Annotated in this window: 17 protein-coding genes, 1 tRNA gene and 1 pseudogene; 3 read left to right on the top strand and 16 right to left on the bottom strand. The window is 65.4% G+C overall.

What is annotated here, in order from left to right:
* Positions 1-4: 4 nt before the first annotated feature.
* The 3 genes from Q0897_RS02510 to Q0897_RS02500 all read right to left on the bottom strand — a co-directional run bounded on the left by Q0897_RS02510 (position 5) and on the right by Q0897_RS02500 (position 5,249).
* On the bottom strand, positions 5-829 hold the full coding sequence (locus Q0897_RS02510; RefSeq protein ID WP_299307326.1) for a hypothetical protein: 825 nt from the start codon (positions 827-829) through the stop codon (positions 5-7).
* Position 830: 1 nt separating this feature from the next.
* Positions 831-1,352: a DUF4402 domain-containing protein gene (locus tag Q0897_RS02505; protein WP_299307325.1), complete on the bottom strand. Its 522-nt coding sequence runs from the start codon at positions 1,350-1,352 to the stop codon at positions 831-833.
* Between the two features lie 219 nt (positions 1,353-1,571).
* Positions 1,572-5,249, bottom strand: coding sequence for an endonuclease/exonuclease/phosphatase family protein (locus Q0897_RS02500; protein WP_299307324.1), 3,678 nt, complete (start codon positions 5,247-5,249; stop codon positions 1,572-1,574).
* 224 nt (positions 5,250-5,473) lie between these two features.
* Between Q0897_RS02500 and Q0897_RS02495 the strand changes: the two are divergent.
* Positions 5,474-8,007 (top strand): annotated as a pseudogene (locus tag Q0897_RS02495) (EAL domain-containing protein).
* 79 nt (positions 8,008-8,086) lie between these two features.
* Here Q0897_RS02495 and Q0897_RS02485 read toward each other — a convergent pair.
* The 11 genes from Q0897_RS02485 to Q0897_RS02435 form a co-directional block, all read right to left on the bottom strand.
* The gene (locus Q0897_RS02485) at positions 8,087-8,731 is read right to left on the bottom strand and encodes a glutathione S-transferase (protein ID WP_299307322.1); all 645 of its coding nucleotides are present in this window, start codon (positions 8,729-8,731) and stop codon (positions 8,087-8,089) included.
* The gene (locus tag Q0897_RS02480) at positions 8,721-9,518 is read right to left on the bottom strand and encodes a beta-carotene 15,15'-dioxygenase, Brp/Blh family (RefSeq protein WP_299307321.1); all 798 of its coding nucleotides are present in this window, start codon (positions 9,516-9,518) and stop codon (positions 8,721-8,723) included. The genes Q0897_RS02485 and Q0897_RS02480 overlap by 11 nt, the downstream gene beginning before the upstream one ends.
* A complete protein-coding gene (locus tag Q0897_RS02475) occupies positions 9,518-10,213 on the bottom strand; it encodes a bacteriorhodopsin (protein ID WP_299307320.1) in 696 nt (231 codons plus the stop codon). Before Q0897_RS02475 ends, Q0897_RS02480 begins: the two co-directional genes overlap by 1 nt.
* 412 nt (positions 10,214-10,625) lie before the next feature.
* Positions 10,626-11,831 (bottom strand): 3-oxoadipyl-CoA thiolase, encoded by a 1,206-nt coding sequence (gene pcaF, locus Q0897_RS02470; protein ID WP_299307319.1) that lies wholly within the window; start codon positions 11,829-11,831, stop codon positions 10,626-10,628.
* Between the two features lie 293 nt (positions 11,832-12,124).
* Positions 12,125-13,996: a GGDEF domain-containing protein gene (locus tag Q0897_RS02465; protein ID WP_299307318.1), complete on the bottom strand. Its 1,872-nt coding sequence runs from the start codon at positions 13,994-13,996 to the stop codon at positions 12,125-12,127.
* A 177-nt stretch (positions 13,997-14,173) separates the two neighbouring features.
* A complete protein-coding gene (locus tag Q0897_RS02460; RefSeq protein WP_299307316.1) occupies positions 14,174-15,145 on the bottom strand; it encodes an NADP-dependent oxidoreductase in 972 nt (323 codons plus the stop codon).
* A 146-nt stretch (positions 15,146-15,291) separates the two neighbouring features.
* Entirely contained in the window at positions 15,292-15,978 is a 687-nt protein-coding gene (locus Q0897_RS02455) for a FadR/GntR family transcriptional regulator (protein ID WP_299307315.1), read from the bottom strand.
* A gap of 34 nt (positions 15,979-16,012) precedes the next feature.
* Positions 16,013-16,936: a Gfo/Idh/MocA family oxidoreductase gene (locus Q0897_RS02450; RefSeq protein ID WP_299307314.1), complete on the bottom strand. Its 924-nt coding sequence runs from the start codon at positions 16,934-16,936 to the stop codon at positions 16,013-16,015.
* Positions 16,933-17,904 (bottom strand): AraD1 family protein, encoded by a 972-nt coding sequence (gene araD1, locus Q0897_RS02445; protein ID WP_299307313.1) that lies wholly within the window; start codon positions 17,902-17,904, stop codon positions 16,933-16,935. The genes Q0897_RS02450 and araD1 overlap by 4 nt, the downstream gene beginning before the upstream one ends.
* Complete coding sequence (locus Q0897_RS02440; protein ID WP_299307312.1) at positions 17,901-19,481, bottom strand: aldehyde dehydrogenase (NADP(+)); 1,581 nt, start codon at positions 19,479-19,481, stop codon at positions 17,901-17,903. The genes araD1 and Q0897_RS02440 overlap by 4 nt, the downstream gene beginning before the upstream one ends.
* 26 nt (positions 19,482-19,507) lie before the next feature.
* Positions 19,508-21,331 carry an IlvD/Edd family dehydratase gene (locus tag Q0897_RS02435; RefSeq protein ID WP_299307311.1) on the bottom strand — a complete coding sequence of 608 codons (1,824 nt, stop codon included), beginning with the start codon at positions 21,329-21,331 and terminating at the stop codon, positions 19,508-19,510.
* Positions 21,332-21,389: 58 nt separating this feature from the next.
* On the opposite strand from Q0897_RS02435, the gene Q0897_RS02430 reads away from it, so the two are divergent.
* Complete coding sequence (locus tag Q0897_RS02430) at positions 21,390-22,295, top strand: SMP-30/gluconolactonase/LRE family protein (RefSeq protein ID WP_299307310.1); 906 nt, start codon at positions 21,390-21,392, stop codon at positions 22,293-22,295.
* A 35-nt stretch (positions 22,296-22,330) separates the two neighbouring features.
* Here Q0897_RS02430 and Q0897_RS02425 read toward each other — a convergent pair.
* A tRNA-Gln gene (locus tag Q0897_RS02425) sits at positions 22,331-22,405 on the bottom strand.
* 137 nt (positions 22,406-22,542) lie between these two features.
* Between Q0897_RS02425 and Q0897_RS02420 the strand changes: the two genes are divergently transcribed.
* Complete coding sequence (locus tag Q0897_RS02420) at positions 22,543-23,580, top strand: DNA topoisomerase IB (protein WP_299307309.1); 1,038 nt, start codon at positions 22,543-22,545, stop codon at positions 23,578-23,580.
* Positions 23,581-23,592: 12 nt separating this feature from the next.
* On the opposite strand, the gene Q0897_RS02415 is transcribed toward Q0897_RS02420, so the two are convergent.
* Complete coding sequence (locus tag Q0897_RS02415) at positions 23,593-24,693, bottom strand: branched-chain amino acid aminotransferase (RefSeq protein ID WP_299307308.1); 1,101 nt, start codon at positions 24,691-24,693, stop codon at positions 23,593-23,595.
* Positions 24,694-24,772: the final 79 nt, after the last annotated feature.

Genomic DNA, 24,772 nt, shown 5'->3' with positions numbered 1-24,772 from the left:
CGTCTCACGGCAGGCTGAGCGCGGTTGCCGCCAGTTCGTTGCCGGCGACGTTTTCCCGGTTTCGATAGACGACGCGCACGGTGCGACCCACCGAGTCCTCGGGAAGTGAAACGCGAACCGCGCGGCGGGCGATCTCCGGATAGACGGCGATGCCGCGAATGGATTCAAGCACCTCGCGGTTCTTGCCGGAGCCGGCAACGATTTCGACATCGCCGTACACCGAACCATCCCCCTGCCGCACCAGATCGAAGGCGAGCACCGGCCGCTCCTGCGGTCGTGCGCGAACCATGTGCAGAGATTCGATCGTCACCCCCGCCGCGTCGACCCCGGTGCGCAGGATGATCGGGATGCTGACACTGAACAGGCTGGAGACCCGGACGGAAATGGAGCTCGGGTTCACGCGGGCGATCTCTTCGGGAGAGAAGCCGGCATCGTCCGCCGGCTGTGCGGTGATGGCGAGATGGCTGCGCCGTTCGCCCGGCGACGCGGGGACGCGCGCCCTGACCTTGATCGCCTGGCTCTGCCGCGGGGCGAGCGCGATGCGACGGGGCGTGAAATCGACGAACGCACTGGCCGATGTGTCGGGCACCTCGTCGCCGAGCGGGGTAATCGCCCCATCGGCGTTCATCTCCATCTCGATCATGTCGACGCGATAGGTCACCGCCGTATCGCCCCTGTTCACGATATAGAGCGTCGCGGTTCGCGTCCCTTCGTCAAAGACCAGCCTGTGATGCGACAGGCTGACATTGCCGGATTGCGCCGCGGCCGGGCTTCCGGCCAACATCGCAATGCACAGCATCGCCGCCAATGCGCTGCGCACCCCCCGCATCTCAGTTATACGCGGTGGAAACGGTGAAGGAGCCGGAATACAGGCCGGCGACCGTCGCCGTGCTGACCGCGACCGACCCGCCGACGCGCACGTCGAGCTGCCCCGCCGAACCTGCGCTACCGCTCAAGGTTTGCGCGCTGAGCGAACCGGAGAGGTTATGCGCGGTCGCAACGGTCAGCATTTCGGACCCGTTCGACAGGACGAAGCTGCTGGGAATGGTGACGGAGACGGCGTGGCCGCCCTCCCCCGCGATCGTAAACGAGGCGGCCTGCGGCGTGTCGCCCGCATCCATGCTTTCCACCCCGCCGCTTACCGAACGCAGGCCCGAAACGTCGACCTGCACCGTGCCGTCACTCGTCGTCGAGCGCAGGATGCTGCCGAAACGAAGGTCCGCATTCTTCGTAATCGTCAACGGCTGCACGATTGTCAGGGAACCATTCGCCGTCGCCGAGCTTTGTGCAGTTGCGGGCGATCCGGAATAGAGAACGATCGTGGCCGCAGCCACGGCAAGACGCAGGAACATGACTTAATCCTTCGCAGTGGGACCGCGCACAAATTGTGCCGATCCGGTACGAAGATTTTTAAACGCATCCCCTGAATCGGAATCGTTTTCGCGTTACGTGTTTGACCCTAAAACCGTGAGAGATTGGTCCGGATTTAGATCAACGTCGGTCCCACGCGCATTGGCAAGATAACGCAATACGGTCGGGGCAGGCCGCAAACGGCCCGCCCCGCCCCGGCATCAGCCCAGATCCGATTGCGACAGCGCATGCATCGGGATCAGGTAATCCGCCTGCCAATCGCCGGCTTCGGATACCGCGACCGGTTCGGCGCCCACATATGCGCTGTTGAAGGACGCGGCGGGGGCCGGGGCCGTCGCATCCTCGACCGCGCCGGCCTTCGCATCGAGAACCGTCCCGATCAGCGTATCGCCGGCGTAGATTTCGGTATCCGCGCCGTTCTGCACGAATGCGATCGGTGCGCTGCCCATCCCTTCGATCAGTATCGCATCCGGGCCGTTGCCGAAATCCGCAACGATGTCCGCGTCCTGCGCCGTGCCATCGGCATGCAACACGAACACATCCGGCCCGCGTCCACCGATCAGCATGTCCATGCCATCGCCCCCGTCGAGCACGTCGGCGCCATTGCCACCCTCGAGCCAGTCATCGCCCGCACCGCCCAGCAGCGTGTCCGAACCATTGCCGCCGTACAGCCTGTCGTTCCCGCCAAGCGCGATCAGCACGTCGCTGCCATTCCCGCCAAACAGGACATCGTTGCCGCCATTCCCGGTCAGCATGTCGGCGCCATTCCCGCCGTCGATCACGCGTTCACCCAGGTTGAACCGGGCCAGCACCGGATCGTGGTCCGACACGCCCGACGCGGTGGGGATGTTGCGATGCACGATGTCGAACGCCGCCCCGCCGAGCAGGTTTTCGCTCGCAAGGATATGGTCGATCTGCTGCGCATTGCCTTCGAACAGGGCGGAGTAACGCTCCGCCGGGTCGAGCATCCACGTCAGGTTGACGAGTTCGACATCGCTGCCGTCCGTGATCGCGCCATCGGCGTAGTCGAGCTGCCCCGCGACGATCTGCAGGGTTTCCTCGAACTGGAAATCGTTGAAGTCGCCGGTGACCACGACATTCGCATCGGGATCCTCGGCAAGAACCCCCTCGACATAGGCGTTGAGCGCGGCGGCCTGTTCCGCACGGCGAAGCGCGCCCGCCATCTCCGGCGGCTGATTGGCGGAGAATGTCGTGTCCGACCCGATGAGCGAGGTGAAATGATTGCCGATGACCGTCACCTCCTCGCTATTGAAGGTGAACGTCGCGCCCAGGGGCACGCGCGCGAACGCCTCGTCGTCGATGGTAAAGACCGAGCTTTCGTCGAGATCGACCCGGTCCTCGCGATAGAGGAAGGCCACGCGAATATTGCCGCCCGGCTGCCCGCCGGTCTGCCCATCCTCGACAAACGGATTGTCGAGCACGGAGTAGACGATGCCCGTTTCGGCGTAGATCGCATCGGCGATCGCCTGCAGATTCATGCTTGCCGTGACGGTGCCGTCATTGGCCGAACCGCTATCGTCCTGCACTTCCTCCAGCACGACGATGTCGGGGGCGTTCATCGCCACGCCAATGTCGAAGGCGATCGCATCGAGCCGGCCATCGGCAATGTCGGTATCGCCGTCCGCCTCGTTGATGTCGAAATTGAGGATGTTGTAATTGGCCACGGTGAACTGATTCGCCGTGCCTTCCAGGATCGAGGTTTCGGCCGTGTTTCCGGCCTCAGCCGCGACCGTCACTGCCTCGGTCGGGCGCAATTCGAAATTGCCGAAGCTGTAATCGATGATGCCCGTCACATCGTCGAGGCGCGCGCCGGGGTCCACCTCGGGCGTATCGAAACGCACGCCGTTCAGCGTGTAGCCGCCGTCGATCTGTATCCGCTCGGGATTGAAATCGGACCCGGCCCCGCTGTCGAACACGCCGAGACCGCCCTCGCCGCCGCGCACGGTGACAAGGCCGCTTTCCGCGACATTGGTGGCAAGGAGCGTGCCCTCGCCGTCGCTCGCCACGGTCCAGATTTCGCCGAAACGATTGGTGCTGTCGACCGCGACGGGGCTTTGCACGGTGACGCGCATCGCCTCCATGCTTTCCCAGAAATCGATGCCGTCGCTCTGCGGATCGTAGGTGGTCATCCCGTCGTCGTCGATGATTTCGGTCGGCGGGGAAATCCCGTCCGGCCCGATCACGACCGCCTGCGGCAACGCATTGCCGCTGCTTTCGACTGTGACGTTCACGTCCATCAGTTCGGTCGTGGTGAGGCTGCTGTCATCGCCGCCGGGCAGGAATTCGGTGACCGTGCCCGATACCCGCACCGCATCGCCCGCCGCGACAGCAGGCGCCGTGCGGGTAAAGACGAAAATGGCGTCCGAGGTGGCGGCGTTACCGTCTCCGTCCGGATCCTGCATATAGAAACCGTTCGATGCGACCGCGGTGACGATGCCGCCCGTTTCGACCTCGCTGCCTTCGTAGATCGAGCGGTGGCCTTCGCCCTGGATTTCCCCGATGCGGAGGTTGAGCAGATCGTCATTCTCGATCGTACCGGTGGCGGTGCCGCCGCGAATATCGGCGCCGCCCGTCGCGTCGTTAAGCGTGAGGGCAAAGGTTTCGGTCGGCTCCGCGACCGTATCGCCCACTACCGCGACGGTGATCGTCGCGCTCGTCTGCCCATCGGCGAAGGTGACCGTGCCCGAAAGCGGCCCGGCAATATCGGCCGCATCCGCCGATTGCGCATCATCGCCCAGCACGACGGCGTAATCGACGGAAATGTCGCCATCGCTGCCGCCGGTGCGGCGCACGGTAAAGGTGAGATCGCGCGTGCCGCTGTCCCCTTCGACGACGGAGGCATCGTCGACATAGAGGCTGCCGGCCGGATTGGGCGCGACGAAATCCTGCCCGCCGTTCACGGTGCCAAAGCTGTCGTCCAAAGGCCCGGTCCAGGTAAAGTCGTCATAGCTCGACCCCGTGCCCGACAATTGCAGGGACAATCCCTCCGGGCTGCCCGCTTCCTCGACACCGACATCGACGCTGGTCATGCCGGCCGCGGGGCCGTCCGTCGCCGTCAACGTGCCTTCGTACGACAGGAACTGCACCACCGTGCCATCGGGCGAGACCAGCGCGAAGCCATCGGGCACGCCGTTCTGCAGACCCGTTGCGGCAAAGGCGAGCGTGCCGAACCCGTCATCCTCATCCGCGATGGTGCCCGACAGCGCGATGGTGTTGTAAACCCCGCCGCCATTGCCGTTGTAAAGCGCGATGGACCACCCGGTAAGATCGGTGCCTGCACTGCCCGCGATCTCGATCGCCTCGCCGACATCGCTGCCCGCGTTGTCGTAATGGAATTCGTTGAAGAACACCGTGGGCGCGCTCTCGTCCTGCGCGAAACTCTGCCCGGCATTCGCCTCGCCCGAGGTGCCCGGTGCCGCGCCGGTCCAGATGAAATCGCCGTAGCTCGTGCCCGTGCCCGACAATTGGAGCGAGTAGCCGACCGGCGTGGTGCCATCCTCGGCGACCCCGATGTCGGTGCTCTGCATCCCGTCGGCCGCGCCGCCCACCGCGGTAAAGCTGCCTTCGTAGGACAGGAACATGACCACCGCGCCGCCCGCATCGACAAGCGCCATCCCGTCGGGCGCGCCATTCTGAAGCCCGTTGACCGGCAGGTTCACCGTGGTGAAGCTCTCGCTCCCCGAAAGCGCGATGGTGCCATACGGCGCCCCGTTCGATCCGTTGTAGAGAATCACGCTCCACCCCGTCAGGTCGACGGAATCGAGATTGGCGATCTCGATGAATTTCCCGATGTCGCTGCCTGCATTGTCGTAGTGAATTTCGTTGAAAAAGACGCGCGCTGACGTGTTCGCAACCATATCCGTGACCCTCTTGGAAAACGATGCGGACGGCGGGAAGGCCGATCCGATGCCGAAATGCGGTAAGCCGATGTTAAGACAGATTTATGACGCAAATCAGCAGGACAGAGCAAGCCGCATTCGCGTGGCCGTGACACATGACGGGGATGCGAGCCGAACCCTGCGCAGTTTTGACGGAGCCGGCGTATACCAGACGTTAAGCGATACGCCGCTAGCGCAGCGGGGTGTTGCAAGCTCCCCATCCCTTCGCGCTGAGCGAGAAAGAACGGCTTACCGCTCTTGCCGAACTCGCCATCCTGGATTCCGAGGAGGAGGAAGAGTTCGACGCCGTCACGCGGCTCACTGCTTCCATATTCGGCGTGCACAGCGCCGCGGTCAGCCTCATCGACAAGCATCGGCAATGGTTCAAGGCGCGCCATAATATCGCGTTGAAGGAAACCCCGCGCGAGGTCGCGTTTTGCGATCACGTCGTCGCCCATCGCAAGGGGATGGTCGTGCGCGACACGCATCGCGACGCGCGCTTCGTGAAAAATCCGCTCGTGACCGGGGCGCCGCATATCCGATTCTATGCCGGCGCGCCGCTTTACCTTCGCTCGGGCCATTGCGTGGGCAGCCTGTGCGTGATCGACGGGCGTCCGCGGCACGATTTCGACGCGGACAAGTTCGAACTTCTCCACCATTTCGCCGCCATCGTGAGCGAATTGATCGAAGCGCGAAAATCGCGGCGCGAGGCCGACATCGCGGCCAAGGTGGTGACGTCGACGCCCGACGCCGTGCTCGCCGCGAACCGGAAGGCGGAAATCGTCTACTGGAACGACGCGGCGGCGAATCTGTTCGGCTGGTCGGCACAAGAGGCGCTCGGCAAGAACGTGACGCGCATCATACCCGAGGATTTGCGGGCCGGGCATCAGGCCCGGTTCGAGCGGGCGGCCAGGGGTGGGCCGACCCGGCTCGTCGGCAGGTTCGTGGAGTTGGAGGCGCGGCGGAGCGATGGCTCGGTCTTTCCGGTGGAGCTGTCCCTCGCCCCGTGGGGTGACGCGGCACAAGGCGGTTTCGCCGCGATCGTCCGCGATATTTCGGAGCGCAAGGCGCTGCAGGCCGACCGCCTGGCGAGCAAGCGTTTCCTCGACGCGGTGGTGTCCAACCTTCCGCTGATGCTGTTCGTGAAGGACGCGGAGACGCGGCAATATCTGTTGCTCAACAAGGAAGCCGAAAATCTCATCGGTCGTCCTGCCAGCACGATGCTCGGCAAGGAAGACAGCGAATTGTTCCCCGAGCGTGGCCCGGCCTTCAGGCAGAACGATCTGCGCGCGATCAGGAGCGGCAATCCCGAGTGCAGCGAAAGCGCGTTCGAGCGCGACGATGGCTCCGTCGTCAACATCCGGACCACCCGCGTCCTCATCGACGGCCCGGACCGACCGGGTCAGTATCTGCTCGGCCTGTCCGAGGATCTCACCGAGATGCGGCAGTCAGAAGCCGAGCGGTGGAGGCTCGCGCGCTTCGACAGCCTGACCGGGCTGATCAACCGGGCGAGCTTCCTTGAACAGGTCGAGGAGCTGGTCGGCAATCACGCGCCCTTTGCCATGCTGTCCGTCGATATCGACAGGTTCAAGGCGATCAATGACCAGTTCGGCCACGCCATCGGCGATAGCGTGCTCGAACATGTCGGCAAGCGGTTGCTCGCCATGGCCGACGATGGGACGAGCGTCGCACGCGTCGGCGGAGACGAATTCACCTGCCTGCTGACCGGTCGCAATCTGCGGACGCGCGCGCGAACATTGTCCCGGCGCCTGTTCGAAGATTTCGAAACGCCGTGCCAGATCGACGCGGTAACCGCCTATCTCGGCATGTCGATCGGCATCGTCATCTATCCCGATGACGGCAACACGATCGAAACTCTGCGTCAGAATGCCGACCTCGCCATGTACCGGGCAAAGCTCGACGGTCGCGGCGAGCCGTGTTTTTTCGACGATGCCATGGACACCGCGCAACGCGATCGCCTTCGCCTCGAAACGAAGCTGCGCAACGCGATCGCCGACGACCGCATCGAAACCGTCTATCAACCGATCGTCGAGGTGCACACCGGCGCCGTCGTGGGCGTGGAGGCGCTCGCCCGGTGGACCGACATGGAACGCGGCCCGATCCCGGCCGATCTGTTCATCTCCATCGCCGAGGATCCGGCCTTATCGACGAGCTGGGTGAGAATATCCTGCGGCGTGCCTGTGCCGATGCGACGGGCTGGCCCGCCGGAATAAGGGTTTCGGTGAACCTGTCGCCACGGCAGTTCTATTCCGGCAAGCTTTTGAAGATCATTGCCGACACGTTGAACCAAACCGGCCTTCCGGCAAACCGCCTGCAGCTTGAGATTACCGAAAATCTCGTGATGCAGAACGCGGATGAAGCGTTCGCCCAGCTCGAACGGATGAAGGACATGGGCATTCGCATATCGATCGACGATTTCGGAATCGGCTATTCCTCGCTCGGCTATTTTCAGAAGTTCTGCTTCGACACGGTCAAGATCGACAAATCCTTCATCCGCGAAATCGAAAGCTCGCAGGCGGCCAAGGCCATAGTGACCGCGGTGGTGGGGCTGGCCCGGCAATTGTCGATGTCGGTCGTGGCAGAAGGCGTGGAGACGCAGCGTCAACGCGAATTGCTCGCGAAGCTGGGCGCCAGCCATCTGCAAGGCTACCTGTTCAGCGCGCCTGTCAAGCCGAGCCGGCTCGACCGCCTGTTCATGAAGTCGTTCACGGATTGAACACGCTGGCCGCGCCGCGGTGGCCGAACCCATGGAAAGGAGGCACGGGCCCGCGCCCCTGCCCCCTTCACCCCTGGCCCTATGCCGCGCCCATCGGTTCCATATCCTGCCGCGCGAGAGCGGTTCGCACACCCTCGTCCACTTCCATCCGATCGCGATGCGCGGCAAGGGCCGGATAGTCCGCAAGTGTCATCGGCGTCTGATCGAGCCAGCGCACGAGCACATAGAGAAACGCATCCGCAAAGCTCCGCTCGCCAAGATACCACGTCCCGCCGGCGGTCGTCAGCTTCTCCTCCATACGCGCGTAATGATCCTTGAGCGTATCGTAGGCGGCCTGCTTGACCTCCTCCTGCGCATCCTCGCTTTGGGCGAAGTTCTGCGGCGCGAAATGCGGGCCGTAGCTTGCGTGAACCTCGGTCGTCATGAACGACAATGCCTCGGCCTCGCGCCGGCCGAGCGTCGTATCGCGGGCATAACCCTCCCCGCCATGGGCCGCGCCCAGCCAGGCAAGAATAGCCGAAAGTTCCGTCAGGACATCGCCATCGGGAAAGGTGATTGCCGGCACCTTGCCCTTCGGATTGATGGCGAGATAGTCGTCCTTCTTGTGATCGCCATAGGCCATGTTGTGCACCGCAACCGGCGCATCGATCCAGGCGATGGCGATATTGGCGGCCAGCGAACAGGTGCCGGGCATGGTGTAGAGCGTGGTCTGATTATCGGACATGGGTGGTTTTCTCCTTTCCCACCCATACGCATGGGCGCCCCGATGTGTCCGCGCGAAGGCGAGGGCGTGCCATCATCCGCGCGGTCAGATGCGGCATCGTCATATGCGGCACGCTCAACATCAAAAGCCCGAGAAGGAGATGGCTCCAATACGCCCCCTGCCACAGCACGAAACCGATGAGCAGGGCGATCGCGCCGACACTGAATACAGCATAGTCGAGCACGTGCCGCAGCAGCGTGACGCCGCGCCGCTGCGCTTGCCTTCGCAGCAGCGGTAGGCTGTGGAGAAGCACGAAATAGGCCGCGAAACCGAACGGCGGCGGGAGCAGGAGGTTCATCGCGATCTCCCCGCGCCAGCCCGGTCTGTGCCATGCCGCCCATGATGCCGCGAACAACACCGCAAGCGCATCGATCCGCACGCCGACGCGCGCTTCCGCCGGAACCGCCCCGATGAGCGGGTCAACAAGCGAGAACAGCGGTCCAGGCCAGAGCACCGCCGGAAGCATGACCGGCAATGCACCGCGCAGGATACGAGCCCAGCCGCGCTCCTCTTCCCCGAAATGCAGGATTCCCAGCATGAACAGCGCGAGCAGCGCAGCGGCAGGCGCCACGATCCAGGCCGCCACCACCCCGGCCAGAATGCCGAGATAGGCAAGGACGAAGAGCGCCGGTCCGCGCCGCCCCCATCGTGCCGACCATGCGCCCGAACCGAACCGCGCATCGGCGGCTCCGTGCGGGACGCCGGCCACCAGCACGGCGAGAAAGGCGAGGCCCGCCGCCACCGTCATTACGCGAGATCGACCGCGGTCTCGTCGACCTTGCCGAACCGGCGGACCGAAACGAAACCGTAAACGACCTTGGCAATGATATCGAGCGCCAAGATGATCCAGACATTCGTGACGGTATCGGTAATGCGAAGCCCCTGCGGCCCGATCGCGAATACGATGGGATAGGCGAGCCAGACAACCGTCACGAAGGCAAGGTTCTTCTTGTAGATGGAATCGAGCGGCTGACCGTAATGTTCGCTCCGTTCGCGCACGGGCTTCCACAGGAGGTACAGCACGCCCGCAAATGCCGCCGAGCTCCACCAGAACCAGATCCAGCGCGCGCCGGCATCGGGCGCCAGCGCGGACAGCAACCCGGTCAGCACCATGAGCACGTCGAGAATCACGACGGACACGACAAAGCCGGAAAAGCGGTGATGCTCGTGAAGCGCAGTCAGCACGAGGCCCGTCAACAGGATCGGCGTCGTCACCGTCCAGTCGGCATAGCGCGCAAGATAAATCGTCTCGCCGCCAATCTCGATGACGCCAACACCCAGCAGCATGGCGAGATAGGCAGTCGCCGCGATGAAGGGCACGACGGAATGAAAATGGGTATGGTGTCGGAACGTCTTTCCTTTGTCCCCACTCACGTAAAGTGCGAGCGAACTCACACTCATGACGATAAAGCCAATCAATAGTGGCAGATTATCCGTGCTCATCACCGTTCTTCCTTTTTGTTTCGAAGACGATAGACAAACAGACCCGAACCGACCTTGTTCCAGAAACACTCTGTTACAATGCAGAAATATACGACACGAATGGCACGACTGATCAAGCCGCGCGGATTTGTCCGTCCGGCGGCGGGGAAGGCAACGTCCCGAAGTTCTCGATGATGATGAGGTGCGGGAGGAACGTCAGCGGATCATGTTCGGGATACGGAACGGAGGCGGCAGGGCGGGCATGCGGGCACTGCGCAAAAGTCGCGAGCCGGCCCGGCATTGCAGCCGGTCGACATCGGTTCACAAACCGTGCACGGCGCCAGCCGCGTGCACAATTGCCCGCCATCCGCCGTGCGGCGACAGCGTGGATGCGCACCGCCCCGTGCGGGGCAAGCACACACCGCGAGAGTGATCAGACGCGTTCGACGATCATTGCCATGCCCTGCCCGACGCCGACGCACATGAAGATCAGCGCGTAGCGGCCTTCGGTCCGCTGCAATTCCTCGACCGCGGTCATGGCGATCCGTGCGCCTGACATGCCGAGCGGATGACCCAGCGCAATGGCGCCGCCGTTCGGATTGACCCGCGCATCGTCGAGCGGGTCGATACCGAGATCGCGCAGCGTGGCGATTGCCTGGCTTGCGAAGGCTTCGTTGAGTTCGATCACCGAAAGATCGCCGACATCCACCCCAGCGAGGGCGAGCGCCTTGCGCGCCGCTTCGACCGGGCCGACGCCCATGACGCGCGGCGCGATGCCCGATGCCGCCATGGACAGCACGCGCGCCCGCGGCGTCAGGCCATTTGCCGCCGCCGCCTTTTCCGACGCGACGATCATCGCCGCCGCCCCGTCATTGAGGCCGGAGGCGTTGCCCGCGGTGATCGTGCCATCCGCGCGCACCACCGGCTTCAACCCCGCGAGCGCTTCGCGCGTAGTGTCGCGGGGATGCTCGTCCTGTGCAAACACGGTCGGCGGACCCTTGCGCTGCGGAATTTCGACCGGCTCGATCTCGACCGCGAAACGTCCGGCGGCGATGGCGGCCTTGGCCTTGTGCTGGCTGGCGAGCGCGAAACGGTCCTGATCCTCGCGGGTGACGCCCCATTGGTCGGCCACGTTTTCGCCGGTCTGCGGCATGGAATCGACGCCATAGGCCGCCTTCATCGCCGGGTTCACGAAACGCCAGCCCAGCGTCGTATCCTCGATCGTCTGCGCCCGGTCGAATGCGGTTCGCGCCTTGCCCATGACATAGGGTGCGCGCGACATGCTCTCCGCGCCGCCCGCCACGATCATCTGCGCATCGCCGCAACGGATCGCCTGCGCGGCAAGACCCACCGCGTTCATACCAGAGGCGCAGAGCCGGTTCACCGTCACGCCGGGCACGCTTTCCGGCATGCCCGAGAGCAGCACCGCCATGCGCGCGACGTTGCGATTGTCCTCACCCGCCTGATTGGCGCAGCCCAGGATGACGTCGTCCACTCCGGCCCAGTCGACGGCCTCGTTGCGCCGGACGAGCGCACGCAGCGGAAGAGCGGCAAGATCGTCGGCGCGAACGCTGGCGAGCGCACCGTTCAGCTTGCCGACGGGAGTGCGGATGGCATCGCAGATAAAGGCCTGGGTCATGAGGTCGGGTGCCTTTCTGTAGACATAGGGCGACATGGCGGGTTGGTCGGCGCTTTGGCCGCAAGGGGCGAATGCCCCGTTCGAACCGCCGCATGGCATAGCGAGGGTTTGGCGAAAAGGAATAATTCCTTTGCGGGCGCCTCCGCTTCGCCATGATCACGAGCCCATTGCGGCTTGCGCAATTTCGTTACGCCCGATCGCGATTATATCAAGCCTCGCGCGGTTGCACGACACCCGGCCGCCGACGCGCGGCGCATGGCGCGGATTCCCCGAAGGTCACGCGGCCAGTAGGTTCAAGCAGACAGGCCCGCCGCCCGTCCCACGGCATGCGGCAGGCTTCGCTCTGCCGCCGCTTCCTTGCCGAACATGCCGTCCCCTTCCGCGCAGCTCTGATTCCGGCCCCGCGCCTTGGCGTAATAGAGGCGCCGATCGGCCAGCTTTATGCAAGCGTCAGGCTCTCCGCCCGCCTCGCTCAGCTCGGCGATGCCGGCGCTGAACCGCAGGCGGAAACCGGGGGCGTAATCGAAATACTCCGCTTCGGCTTCGTGGCGGACCCGCTCGATCATGCGCACAAGCTCCTTGCCGCTCGCATCCGGGGCGATGAGCAGGAACTCCTCCCCGCCCCATCGTCCCACCGCATCGCCCGGCCGGACGCAGCTTTCGATGATACTGGCAAACGTGCTCAAGACCCGATCGCCGGCATCATGGCCGAATTCGTCATTGCACGATTTGAAATGATCGATGTCGAGCAGGGCAAAGGACGCGTCGGCGTGCCCTGCTTCATTATTGTGAAACACGTCCTCCGCCTTGCGCAGGGTCGCCCGGCGATTGGCAAGACCGGTCAGCGGATCCGTCATGGCGAGCCGGCGGAATTGCCGCCGATGGCGCGCCAGCACGAAGACGAGAATGCCAAGGAGAGAAAAGGTCACGATCGCACCCAGGACGACGACAGTGACAAGCCGCAGTCGTGCCTCGCTGCGCCGTTGCTCCTCCGCGAGGCTGTCCTCGAGCTCGCGCGTCTTGAACCGGGCGCGCAGGGCCGTCGTCCCGCTCTCGAGTTCGGTTTCGACGTAGGCTTCGGACAGTTCGGTCACCTTCTGCAGATCGGCATAAGCCTCGGCGTAGCGGTCGACCGATGCGAGCGCATCCGCGCGCGTCCTGAACGCAACCATCCAGTCCTCGATCTGATTTTCGCCGCGTTCGCCGGCAAGCAGCGGATCGAGCAGCGCAATCGCCTCGCGCGGGTCACCCTGCGCAACGCGAAGACCGGCGAGCGAAGCGGCCGCGGCAAACGCCTTCGGCCCGCCCTCGGGCGCGAACCCGGCATACGCACTTTCGCACGCCGGGGCCGCCGTTTCAAAAGCCTCCCCGTCGAGCGCCGCCATGCAGGATCCAAGTTCTGCATAATGGACCGCATAGGAATTGTCGTATCGGCGCGAGAGATCGGCGGCGGCATCGAAATCGTCCAGCGCGCCTTTCCACTCATCGTCCGCAAGCTGCGCATATCCGCGCAGGACCAGCTCATTGGAGGCGAGATCGGCCTGCCCGAGCTTGAGGAAAATGGCGAGTGCCTCGGTCTGCAACTCCCTGGCATAGGCGAAATCGCGGCCCGTCGACACGAGATAGGCGAGAAAGGATGCCGCGCTTGCCCGGGCGATCGTATCCTTGTGCGCCTCGCTGTTGCGATAGGCCTGCGTTGCAAGGATGAACGCCTCGCGCGGGCGGTTGCGCATCGCATATTCGAAGGCGAGATTGAGCCCCCGGCACGTGCGCGCCATGCTTCCCTCCGGCAGCGAACCGTAATCGCGCGTGATGGCCGCGAGGGCTCGCAGCTTTGCCGCATTGTCGTCCATCAACGGAACATCGGCAAGCCGGATCGTGAGGTTCGCCACGTGATCGGGCGGGAATCCGCTCGCCGCCTGCCGCGCTTTTTCGAGCAGGGGCAAGGCGTCGCCCCCGCTCATGTACGTTGCCTTGAACTTGGCGAGATAGAGCAAGGCCAGCCGGTTCCTGTCCTCACGGTCGGTCCGCGCGATCTGCCTTGCGATCATGTCCACCGCGGCCTTGGGATCGCGCCCGGTTTCCCGCTCCAGCCGGATGATGACGGGATCATCGCTCCCGATGCAATGGGCGGCGGCCTCCCCGACAACGGCTGCCGGCGTCATGATCAACGCCGCAACCGCGCCCAATTGTCTGGCATAGCGCCGGGGAAATGATGGCCGGAATTTCACGAACATGCATTAACACAGGTTCGTTGACCAAGACTTACGGCATGCCTATCGATTCTATCGCATGCTTGCCCGGAAATGCGGTTCGCGCAGGGTTCTGCGGCGGCTCGCGTATCATACGAGCAGCACGGTTTTCCCACGGTCGTGCCCCTCGCGATTATGGACATAGCCGTCCTGCGCCGCGTCGAGAGGAAAGGTCTTTGCCACCTCCACGCGCAGCGTCTCATCCTTCATATGGTCGAGAATCGCGGCGAGCACCCCGTTGTCCGGGCTCGCCATGTAACTTTCGACACGGATGCCGCGCGGCGCCTCGATCGTATCGTTCTCCGCGACCGTCGTGATGAGCGTGCCGCCGTCCCTGATCACGGCGAGGGAGCGTTCCTGCACCTCTCCGCCGATGAGGTCGAACACGAGATCCAAGTCGTTCACGACATCCTCGAAATCCTGCGCTTCGTAATCGATCACCATCTTCGCGCCGAGCGATTCGACGAAATCGACGTCCTCGCCGGAGCAGGTCGCATAGACGGTCGCCCCCTTGATCCGCGCAAGCTGCACCGCGAGATGGCCGACACCGCCCGCGCCGCCGTGGATGAGCACGCTCTGCCCCGCCTCCAGCCCGCCATGATCGAAAAGCCCCTGCCACGCGGTCATCCCGATCAGGCCGACCGCGCCTGCGTCAATCGTCGACACGCCGTCGGGAATGGCCGTGAATTCGGTCGCGTCGACGCGGACGAAGCGGGCCTGCCCGCCGCGTTCGAAGCCGCCGACATGCGCCATCACTCTTTGCCCGATGCTCAGCATGTTGTGCGCCGCCGGGCCGAGCAGCGCGATCGTTCCCGCGCAATCGCGACCCATCGGCGCGGGCAGGTCATCCTCGTCGACGAACGGCGCCGCCCCATCGCGGATTTTCCAGTCCACGGGATTGACGCTCGCCGCCTCGACACGGATCACGATCCCGTCGTCGTGGGGGGCGGGCATGGTCGCATCGCGCACCTCGATCGCGCCATCCTTCCCCATGCGGGTCAGCATGACGGCGCGATTTTCGGGCAGGTCGCGCGCGGCGTTGGTAAGCGGCGTATCGGGCATGAAATGTCTCCTTTCATGCGAAGACGCCGCAGGTGCAGTCCCGTTCCGGACGGCCGCACGCCCTGCCCGCGGAGCGTGCACGAAAAGGGGCAGGACACCGATGCCGCCGTCCGCAATGGCTGGCGAGCCGCTGCCGGGCGCGGGGTCTAGTCGCGTGGCCCGACGGCGAGCCGCATGTCGTCCCACGCCAGCGTCACGAGCTTTGCCATCGTGCGGGACGCCGCATCCGCATCCTGTTTCGCGATGGCGGCAAAGACGGCCTGATGGTCGGGGAGGGAATCGCGTGGTTCGGCCTGATTTTCCTGCTTGAACCGGGTGGTCATGCCGACCGCCGCCTCGACCGGTGCGGACAGGGCGATGAAGAAATTATTGCCCGACGCATCGAAGATCGCCGCGTGGAAGGCCCGGTCGGCAAGCCGCCCCTCGTCCGTGGCGAGCCCCGCCCTTTCCATCTGGTTCAGTGCGTCTTCCATCCGGGCGAGATGGGCATCGCTACGGCGCTGTGCCGCCATGGCCGCGGCGGCCGGCTCGATGATGGCGCGCAATTCGAAGATTTCGCCCGAGAACGCCGGATCCGGCTCGTCCGAGAGGATCCATGACAGGATGTCGAGATCGAGCAGGTTCCAGTGATGCGGATCGCGCACGTGGGTGCCGCGGCGCGGCCTACTCTCGATCAGGCCCTTCGCGATGAGCGAGCGCATCGCCTCGCGATAGACGGTGCGGGACACGCCCCACGCGTCCGCCTCCTCGATCTCCCCCCTGAAACCGCTGCCGGGCGGGCGTTCGCCCTTGAGAATCTCCGTCCCGATCTTGCGCGCGACGAGTTGGTTCATGCGTTCCCGGCGCCCGCTCATGCGATGCTGACTCTCACCCATCCTCGTGAAAAGGGTCCACCGTCCGGCCGCGACCGCACAGAAACGCATCCGCCACGATGCGGAGCGGGGCAATATCTACATCACTGCGCCCCTCGCGGACAAGTGTCACGAACCGGTCGTAGAGCGCAGGATATTCCCGCTCGCCCCCGGTTTCGACTTCCTCACCGTCGATGAACAGCCGGTTGCCCCCCTCGCGGAGCATCAGCTCGCCCGCGTCGGTGTCCACCGCAATGTTCCATTTTTGCGGGCCGGTCTGGAGAAAGTCGAACTCCGCCACGACCGGCTGACCCGACGCCGTCGCCATGTCGAGCCTTGCCGCGATGGGCGCGGCCCGGTTCGCCGGGGTGTCGAGCACCGCACCCGTCACGCGAACAGGCTCCGGCAGCACCGCGGTCAGTATCGAAAGCGCGTTGATACCCGGATCGAACACGCCGAAGCCGCCCGGCTCCCAGATCCAGTGTTGCCCCGGATGCCAGACGCGCACGTCCTCCTTCCACTCGATCCGCGCCGCCTTCACGCTTCGATCGGCGAGCCATGCGCGCGCCTTGGCGACGCCTGCCCCCTCGCGCGAATGCCATGCCGCGAACAGCGTGCGGTCCGCCGTGCCGGCACTCTGGATAAGCGCCTCCACCTCCGACAGGGTGACGCCCGGCGGCTTTTCGAGGAACACGTGCTTGCCCGCGCGCAGAGCGGCCATTGCGGCATCGAAGCGCAATTGCGGCGGCTGACAGAGGACGACGGCGTCGAGCTGCGTCTCGCTCGCGAGCATGGCCTCGATATCGTGGTACACCGGGACGTCGGCGACCGCGTGGGGGCTGGCTACGGCGACCAGTTCGATGCCGTCGGTGCGCGCGATGGCGGGCAGATGCTGATCGCGCGCGATCTTGCCCAGCCCGACGAGACCCAGCCGGATCATAGGGGAACCACGCGGCTGTCCGCGTCATCGGCCGCGCGGCGCAGCGGATTGCGCACCGGCATCCGGAACGGGGCGGCGCTGATCTCGAAAATGTCGTCCTCGCGTGTTTTCACCGCGTCGGCAAAGGACAAGGTCGCCGTGCCGAAGAAATGCACGTGGAGATCGCCGGGCCGGCGGAAGGACGCATATTTGAAATGGTGATGTTCGAGGTTTTCGATGGAGTGCGACATGTTCGCCTCCCCCGAAAGAAACGGCTTTTCCCAGAGCGTTTCCTTCCCGCGAAGCACGCGGGACGTTCCCTCCACATGGGCGGGCAGATCGCCGAGCAGCAGTTCCGGGCCAAGCGCGGCAGAGCGCAGCTTCGAATGGGCGAGCCAGAGATAGTTCACCTGCTCGGTCACGTGGTCCGAAAACTCGTTGCCCAGCGCGAAGCCGAGCCTGCGTGGCCGGCCCTCGCCGTCGATGAGGTAGACGCCGGCGATCTCCGGTTCCTCGCCGCCGTCCCCGGCAAAGGACGGCTGGACCACCGGCTCGCCCGGCGCGGCGATGATGGATCCGTCACCCTTGTAGAACCATTCGGGCTGCACCCCCTCGCCCGTCTCGGGTTTTCCGCCTTCGAGGCCCATGAGGAACATGCGCATCGTGTCGGTCGCATTGCCGGCCGCGGCGGCCTTGTGCATGCGGTCGCGCCCCTCCGCCGAACCGAGATGGGTGAGCCCGGTCCCGCTCACCAGAAGATGCGCGTCGTCCGGATGGTCGATGGGGCTGAGCAGGCGCACGGCGGCGAGGTCGATGGCCTCGCCCCGGCGGGCCTGCGCCGCGGCGGCGAGCGATGTGCCGTCTTCGAGGCAGGCGTTCGCAAGTTCGAGCGTCGTGGCGACGCCCGACACGACATGCGCCCCCTCGTCGTCGAGGACGGCCAGCCCGCGCGCGCCGTCCTTTTCGAACTGAACGAGGCTCGTCGTCATGCGCGTGCTTCCCATACGCCGTCGACCCGGCGCGCAATGCCAAGCGGATTGTCCCGGCGCAGCGCGGCGGGGAGGAGGCTGTCCGGCGTATCCTGATAACAGACCGGCCGCACGAAGCGCATCATGGCAAGCGTGCCGACAGACGTCGTGCGCGGGTCGGTCGTCGCGGGGAACGGTCCGCCGTGAACCATGGCGCGGCACACCTCGACCCCGGTCGGCCAGCCGCCGAACAGGATGCGCCCGCACCGGTCCTGCGCCGCGGGCATAAGCGTTGCGGCGTCGGCCTCGTCCGCCTCGTCGCAATGGAAGGTGATGGTGAGCTGCCCTTCCATATTGGCGAGGATCTCGCGCATCTGCGCCAGGTCGCGGCAGCGCACGATGACCGATGCGGAGCCGAAAACTTCCTGCGAAAGCGCGCGATCGGCCACGAAATCGTCGCCCGAAACGGTAAACACCGCAGCCGAGCACAGATTGGCGCCGTCGCCCTTCGCCCCGCTGGCGACGCGGTTCGTGGCGGGGTGCGCGTCGAGCGCGGAGACCGCCTCGTCATAAGCGGCATGGATCTGCCCGGTCAGCATGACGGCCGGCGAACCGTTGGACAGCGCCTCTGCCGCCGCGGTGACGAAGGGGTCGAACCCCTCCCCGCCGAGCGTCAGCACGATGCCCGGATTGGTGCAGAACTGCCCCGCACCCATGACGAGCGAACCGGCAAACGCCTCACCCAGCGCGGCGCCGCGATCGGCGAGCGCATGCGGCATGAGGATGACGGGATTGATGCTGCTCATTTCGGCATAGACGGGGATCGGAACCTCGCGCTCCGCCGCGATCGCGGCCAGGGCGAGCCCGCCGCTGCGCGAGCCGGTGAAACCGACCGCGGCAATCCGCGGATCGCGCACCAGCGCCGAGCCCAGCGCGTTGGAACGGCCCGGAAGATAGGAGAACACGCCCTCCGGAAGGCCGCTTTCGGAAATGGCGTCGCGGATCGCGCGGGCGACGAGTTCGCCCGTGCCGGGATGGGCGGGATGCCCCTTCACCACCACGGGACAGCCCGCCGCCAGCGCAGAGGCGGTGTCGCCGCCCGCCACCGAGAAGGCGAGCGGGAAGTTCGAGGCGCCGAACACCGCGACCGGCCCGACCGCGCGATTGGCACGGCGCAGGTCCACGCGGGGCGGCTGACGATCGGGGAGCGCCGGGTCGATGGTCGCATCGATCCATTCGCCGCTGCGCACTTCGGCCGCGAAAAGGCGCAGCTGATTGCACGTGCGCCCACGCTCGCCCTCCAGTCGCGCGCGCGGCAGGCCGGTTTCCGCCATCGCCGTCGTCACCAGCTCGTCACCAATCGCCATGATCTTGTCCGCGATCGTTTCGAGGAAGCCGGCGCGGGCATCGGGGCTCAACCCGTCGAATGCGGCGAACGCCTCCGTGGCGAGTGCGCAGGCCGCGTCAACATGGCCGGCATCGGCTTCGCAATATTGCTGATCGAGGGGTTTTCCGGTGGACGGATCGACCGCGCCGAAGCTTTCCTCGCTCCGCTCTTCGCGCGATCCGACAAGAATGGCACCGTTGAGTTTCGACATGATGTATGACCTTTTGGGTTTGCTTTTCAGTGGCTGTCGCGCGGGAGACCGCGCGTCTGTGCGATGCGTTGGAATTTTTCCGCACCTTCGAGAATGGCGCCCTCGTCCATCTGTCCGACAAGAGCGCGCTGAATGTCCTGCCAGGGGGTTTGTGACGCGGGATAGGCGTAACCGCCCGCCTCGTTCAGCGCCGCACGGCGGGTGGCGAGTTCCTCATCCGGCAACAGCGCATCGACGCGGCCCCGCCGCAGATCGATACGGATCCGATCGCCCGATTTCAGCAGCGCGAGCCCGCCGCCCACCGCAGCCTCGGGCGCGGTATGGAGGATGGACGGGCTGCCGCTGGTGCCCGATTGCCGCCCGTCGCCGAGGCAGGGCAGGCTCTGCACCCCGTCGCGCAGGAGATGGGCCGGCGCGCGCATGTTCACGACCTCGGCCGAACCGGGGTATCCGACCGGCCCCGTGCCGCGCATCACGAGCACGGTCCCCGCATCGATGCCGAGCGCGGGATCGTCGATCCGCGCGTGATAATCCTCCGGCCCGTCGAACACCACGACCGGCGCCTCGAACGCGTCGGGATCGTCGGGATTGCCGAGGAAACGCTGGCGGAATTCGTCGGAAATGACGCTGCGCTTCATGATCGCGCTGTCGAAGAGGTTTCCGGTCAGCACGATGAAACCCGCGCTCTGCCGCAAGGGCTTGTCGAACGGGCGGATGACCTCGGTATCGAGGATGGCGACATCGCGGCAGTTTTCGCCGATCGTCTTGCCGTTGACCGTATTGGCGTCCTCGCGGATCAGCCCCGCCTCGATCAGCTGCGCCATGACCGCCGGCACGCCGCCCGCGCGATAGTAATCCTCGCCCAGATATTCGCCGGCGGGCTGCAGGTTGACGAGCAGGGGAACGTCGTGCCCGAATTCGTGCCAGTCGCGCAGGGAAAGCTCCACCCCCATGTGCCGCGCGATGGCGGCGAGGTGGATCGGCGCGTTCGTCGACCCGCCGATCGCGGTATTGGCCACGATCGCGTTGAGAAACGCATCGCGCGTCAGCAGGTCCGAGGGCTTGAGATCCTCGCGCACCATGTCGACGATCCGCTTGCCGGTGCGATAGGCGTTTTCCTGCCGGTCGCGATAGGGCGCCGGAATGGCGGCCGACCCCGGCAGGCTCATGCCCAGCGCCTCGGTCAGCGAATTCATCGTCGTGGCCGTGCCCATCGTGTTGCAATAGCCGGTGGAGGGCGCGCTCGACGCGACGAGGCGGACGAAGCCGTCCTGGTCGATTTCCCCCCGGCTCAACATTTCGCGCGCTTTCCACACGATGGTGCCCGATCCCGTGCGCTCGCCCTTGTGCCAGCCATTGAGCATCGGCCCGACGGACAGCGCGATCGCCGGAATGTTGACCGTCGCCGCCGCCATGAGCGCGGCCGGCGTGGTCTTGTCGCACCCGATGGTGAGCACCACCCCGTCGAGCGGATAGCCGAAAAGCACCTCGACCAGGCCGAGATAGGAGAGGTTCCGGTCCAGCCCCGCCGTGGGCCGCTTGCCCGTTTCCTGAATCGGGTGGACGGGAAATTCGATGGCGATGCCGCCCGCCTCGCGGATGCCTTCGCGCACGCGTTCGGCCAGGACGAGGTGATGGCGATTGCACGGGGACAGGTCGCTGCCTGTCTGCGCGATGCCGATGATCGGGCGCCCCGAACGCAGTTCCTCCGCCGAAAGCCCGAAGTTCAGATACCGCTCCAGATAGAGCGCGGTCATGTCGATATTGTCGGGGTTGTCGAACCACGCGGCAGAGCGCAGCCGGCGATCCCCGCCGTTATCCGCACCGTTTTGCGACCTGTTGGCCGTCATGATCCTATCCTTTCCAACACCGATTGACCCGTTTGACCGTGCCTATATACTCATACAAATGAGGTTTCAAGGGAGCGTAATCGTGGAAGAGCACGCGATGAGTGAGAGCGGATTGACGGTCGCCTGGCGCGCCGGGACGATACTGGGCGAAGGGCCGGTCTGGATCGAGGAGCAACAGGTGCTGCTCTTCGTCGACATCCATGGCGGGCGTATCTGCCTGTACGATCTGGAGCGCGGCGCGGGCCGCGACCTGCCCTGCACCGGGCGGCCGAGCTTCATCTATCCCGCGGGGGCGGACAGCTTCGTCTATGGCTCGAACCGGGAACTTCGGCTGCTGTCGCTGACGGGGCGCGACGATCGACTGTGCGACCTGCCCGTGCGGGAGGATACGCGGACCAACGACGGGGCGGTCGATCCGCATGGGCGGCTCTGGTTCGGGATGTCGCATGAACCGGAAACCGAGCCTCTGGGCGGGTTGTTCGTCTATGACCGCGGCGAGGTCCGGCAACATCTCGACAATATCGTGGTGCCCAACGGCCCGGCGATCTCAGCCGATGGCAGCACGATGTATCACGTCGATTCGCCGCGCGGGCGTATCTCCCGCTACAGGATCGAGGACGGCGCGCCGGTCGATGGCCGGCTCCATGTGCAGATCGAGGAAGGCAACGGGTTCCCCGACGGTGTTACCCTCGATGCCGAGGGATGCCTGTGGGTGTGCCTGTGGGATGGATGGGGGGTGAGACGCTACGATCCCGATGGGCGGCTGATGCGCGAAATCCGGTTTCCCTGCGCGCGCGTGACCAAGCTTGCACTGGGCGGGGCGGATGGGACGACCGCCTATGTCACCACGGCGCGCACCGGGCTCGACGATACACAGCTTCGCGAGCAACCCGACGCCGGGAGCCTGTTCGCCTTCGATGCGGGTGTGGCGGGGGTGCCGGCTGCGCATTGCGCGCTACCCTAGGGCGTCGCGGCGGGTTCGTTTCGTGAAAGCGCGGGTGGCTGGGGCGGCAGGATTCGAACCTGCGCATGCCGGTACCAAAAACCGGTGCCTTACCGCTTGGCTACGCCCCAATATGCATCCGTGTGCGCGGCGCCTTATAACCATACGAACGTCAAATGAAAGGGGCCGATTGCACGATCCGTCGCGATAGGCGCGCCGTCCCGGCACCGCGCGCGGAACCGCCTGTGGCGAAAAGGGTTTTTCGGCCATGGCAACACGCACATCCCCCGCCGAATGTTCGGCATCGCGGCTGGTCTATGTCGACGATTCCCTCCCCGGCGTCACGCGCCGGCGTTGCGGCAAGGGTTGGGCGTATTACGATCCGTCGGGCACGCTGATCCGCGACAAGGGGGAGATTACGAGGCTCAATGCCATCGCCCTGCCCCCTGCCTACACCGATGCGTGGTTCTGTCCGGCGGGCAACGGGCACATCCTCGCCACCGGGATCGACGCGCGCGGGCGCAAGCAATATCGCTACCACCCCGCCTTTCGCGAAGCGCGCGAGGGCGAAAAATTCGACCGCTGCGCCGCGTTCGGAAAACTGCTGCCGCTCGTGCGCAAGCGGGTCGAGGATGACCTCGCCGCCCCCACGCTCACCCGCGCGCGCGCCATCGCAAGCGTCATTCGCCTGCTCGACCTCGGCCGCATCCGGATCGGGAACGAGGCCTATTCGAAGGCGAACAAGAGTTTCGGCGCGACCACGCTGCGCCACCGCCATGTCGAGGTGACGAAGGGCGCGCTCCACCTGAAATTCAAGGGCAAGTCGGGCAAGTTGCGCAAGGTCACGCTGACCGATCGCAGCCTCGCCCGGTTCGTGAAGGATGTGCAGGATCTGCCGGGGCAGCATCTGTTCCAATATGTCGATGCCGATGGCGATGCGCATCACGTCACCTCCTCGGACGTGAACGCCTATCTTCGCGAAACCATGGGCGAGGATTTCACCGCAAAGGATTTCCGCACCTATCACGCGAGCGTTCTCGCCTTCACCGCGCTGTCCTCGGCAAAGGAAGGCGTGGCGATCAAGGATCTGCTCGACGTGGTGTCGGACCGGCTCGGCAATACGCCGGCGGTCGCGCGGCGCAGCTATATCCACCCCGCCGTCATCGCGCGTGTCGAGGATCAGGACGCATGGCGCGACGCGCTGCGCCTGCCACGCCGCACCCGCTGGCAAAGCCGGGAGGAGCGCGGCCTGCTGTCCCTGCTCGAACAAAGCCCGCAGGCGGCCGAGCTGCTCGCCGCGGCCTGACTCCGCGCGGCGTCAGTCCAGCCGCGTGACCCAGCCGTGCGGATCGGCGATCTCGCCGCGCTGAATCCCCGTCAGCGTCCGCCGCAATTTCTGCGTCAATTGCCCGGCGGCGCCCGATCCGATGGTGAACTCGCCATCATGGCCCGCCACCTTGCCGACCGCGGTGATGACCGCCGCCGTGCCGCAGGCGAAACATTCGACGAGCCGGCCCGAATTCGCATCCTCGCGCCACTGGTCGATGCTGTATTTCTCTTCGCGCAGGCGCAGGCCTTCGTCCTTGAGCAGGGTGATGAGGCTGTCGCGGGTGATGCCGGGCAGGATCGTGCCGGTGAGCGGCGGGGTCACGACGCTGCCATCCTCCATTACGAAGAACAGGTTCATCCCGCCCAGCTCCTCGATCCATTTGTGTTCCGCTGCGTCGAGGAACACGACCTGGTCATGGCCGCGCTCGATCGCTTCGGCCTGCGGGACGAGGCTGGCCGCGTAATTGCCGCCGCATTTCGCCGCACCGGTGCCGCCCGGCGCCGCGCGGGCATAATCGCGCGATACCCAGATCGACACCGCGGGCGCACCCGACTTGAAATAATTGCCGGCGGGGCTGGCGATCACGACGAACTTGTACTCACGCGCGGGCCGCACGCCCAAAAACGCCTCCGACGCGAACATGAAGGGGCGCAGGTAGAGCGAGCCGCCCTCGACCTCCGGAAACCAGTCCCTGTCGGCCGCGATCAATTCGCGCACCGCGGACAGGAACAGGTCCTCCGGCAACTCCGGCATCGCCATGCGCGCGGCGGAACGATTGAAACGCGCCGCGTTCTCCTCCGGCCGGAACAGGGTCAGCCCGCCATCGGGACCGCGATAGGCTTTCATCCCCTCGAAGATTTCCTGCGCGTAATGCAGCACCGCCGCGGCGGGGTCGAGCGGGATCGGCTGGCGCGGGCCGATGGTCGCATCGTGCCATCCGCGCCCTTCGGTATAATCGACCGTGACCATGTGATCGGTGAACAGCGTGCCGAAGCCGGGATTGCGCAATGCCTCCACCCGGGTTTCGCCGGGCACGGGCGCGGGGTGCGCGATTGCGTTGAATTGCAGCGTGGGCGCGCTGTTCGCCATGGTCCGTTATCCTGCCTGTCTTCGTGATATTGCGCGGGGGATTAGGCGCTGCGGCAATGCCATGCAAGCACCGCGAGGC

The organism is uncultured Croceicoccus sp. (genome assembly GCF_947496385.1).
In the GTDB taxonomy this organism is placed as follows: domain Bacteria; phylum Pseudomonadota; class Alphaproteobacteria; order Sphingomonadales; family Sphingomonadaceae; genus Croceicoccus.
This window is presented reverse-complemented; position numbering and strand designations above follow the sequence as displayed.